Below are 1,508 nucleotides of genomic sequence, written 5' to 3'. Positions count from 1 at the left end.
TTGAAAGAATGAGGATCACAGGTCACAATTTTTTTTACTTCATAACCATTTAAAACCTCTATGTTCATCATGGCTTGCATTTGAAACAAAAATTCGTTTCCAGCTCTTTTTGCAGCATCACCTGTAGAGGTTTCTTCTGTTCCTAAAACTGCAAAATCTACGTTTGCTTGATGTAATATTTTTACAAATGCTCTAGAAATTTTTTTTGCTCTATCATCATAACTCCCTGCAGCACCAACCCAAAACAACACTTCTGGTTGCTTGCCTTGAGCCAGCATTTCTGCCATTGTTGGTACATTCATTTTTTTAGTTTTTAGTGTTAAATTTTGAGTATCAAATTAATTAAACTAATAATTAAAAAATTAAAATTAAAATTTCCTTTTACTCTTCTTTTGCCCAATTTAATCTATCTTGTTGATTGTATTGCCAAGGAGCACCATTGTTTTCTACATTAGTCATCATCATATTTAACTCTTGTGGTGCTGCACTCTGTTCCATCACCAAATATCTTCTCATATCCATAATAATAGAAAGTGGATCTATATTTACTGGACATTCTTCTACACAAGCATTACAACTTGTACAAGCCCACAATTCTTCTGGTGAAATATAATCGTTTAAAAGCTGTTTACCATCATCTTTAAAAGTACCTCCATTTGCATCAATATTTCTACCAACTTCTTCTAAACGATCTCTTGTATCCATCATAATTTTACGAGGCGATAATTTTTTACCTGTTAAGTTTGCAGGACAAGCAGATGAACAGCGTCCACACTCTGTACAGGTATAAGCATTCATTAATTGCACCCAATTTAAATCGGTTACCTCAGAGGCTCCAAATTTTTCTGGAACTGTTTCCTCTTCTCCTTCTGCAGGAGTTGCGTAAGGGTCTGCACTTGGGTCCATCATCAATTTTACTTCGTTTGTAACAGAAGCCAAATTATTAAATTGTCCTTTAGGTTTTAAATTGGCGTAATAAGTGTTTGGAAACGCCAATAAAATATGCAAGTGCTTCGAATAATATAAGTAATTTAAAAATACTAAGATGCCTAAAATGTGAATCCACCAAGCAGTTCTTTCTATTAAATGTAATGCATCTGATGAAAAACCATCAAATAAAGGTGCAATAAACTGGCTTATTGGGTTACCTACACTCGCTTCTTGAAAAGCAGGGTCTGTTGCATTCATTATCAAAAAAAGCGACATTAATACCATTTCGAAATAAAGTATTAAGTTTCCGTCTTTTTTGGGCCAACCCTTCAATTCTCTGCTTAAAAAACGTTTGATATTGGCTACATTTCTACGTGTCCAAAATATAATAACAGCTATAAACACCAAAGCTGCTAAAATTTCAAAAGTTCCTATTAAAAAACCATAAAAAGCATCCCCTAAAAAACCTTGAAATACTCTATGAGTTCCCAATAAACCATCTACAACGATTTCGAGAACTTCTATATTTATAATGATAAAACCCACGTAAACTACAACATGTAAAATACCAGAAATGG

Annotated in this window: 1 protein-coding gene and 1 pseudogene; both read right to left on the bottom strand. The window is 33.4% G+C overall.

All coding sequences use genetic code 11. The features are described 5' to 3' along the window. Window positions 1-302: pseudogene (locus tag ACTG3S_RS13320) on the bottom strand ((Fe-S)-binding protein); the annotation flags it as partial. A 79-nt stretch (window positions 303-381) separates the two neighbouring features. After that, window positions 382-1,508 (bottom strand): 4Fe-4S dicluster domain-containing protein (locus tag ACTG3S_RS13315; RefSeq protein WP_439129831.1); only part of this gene is annotated, 1,127 nt, incomplete at its 5' end.

The organism is Polaribacter sp., assembly GCF_965656025.1.
Taxonomy (GTDB): domain Bacteria; phylum Bacteroidota; class Bacteroidia; order Flavobacteriales; family Flavobacteriaceae; genus Polaribacter.
The sequence above is the reverse complement of the archived record's forward strand: the minus strand, read 5'-3'. Positions and strand labels throughout refer to the sequence as shown.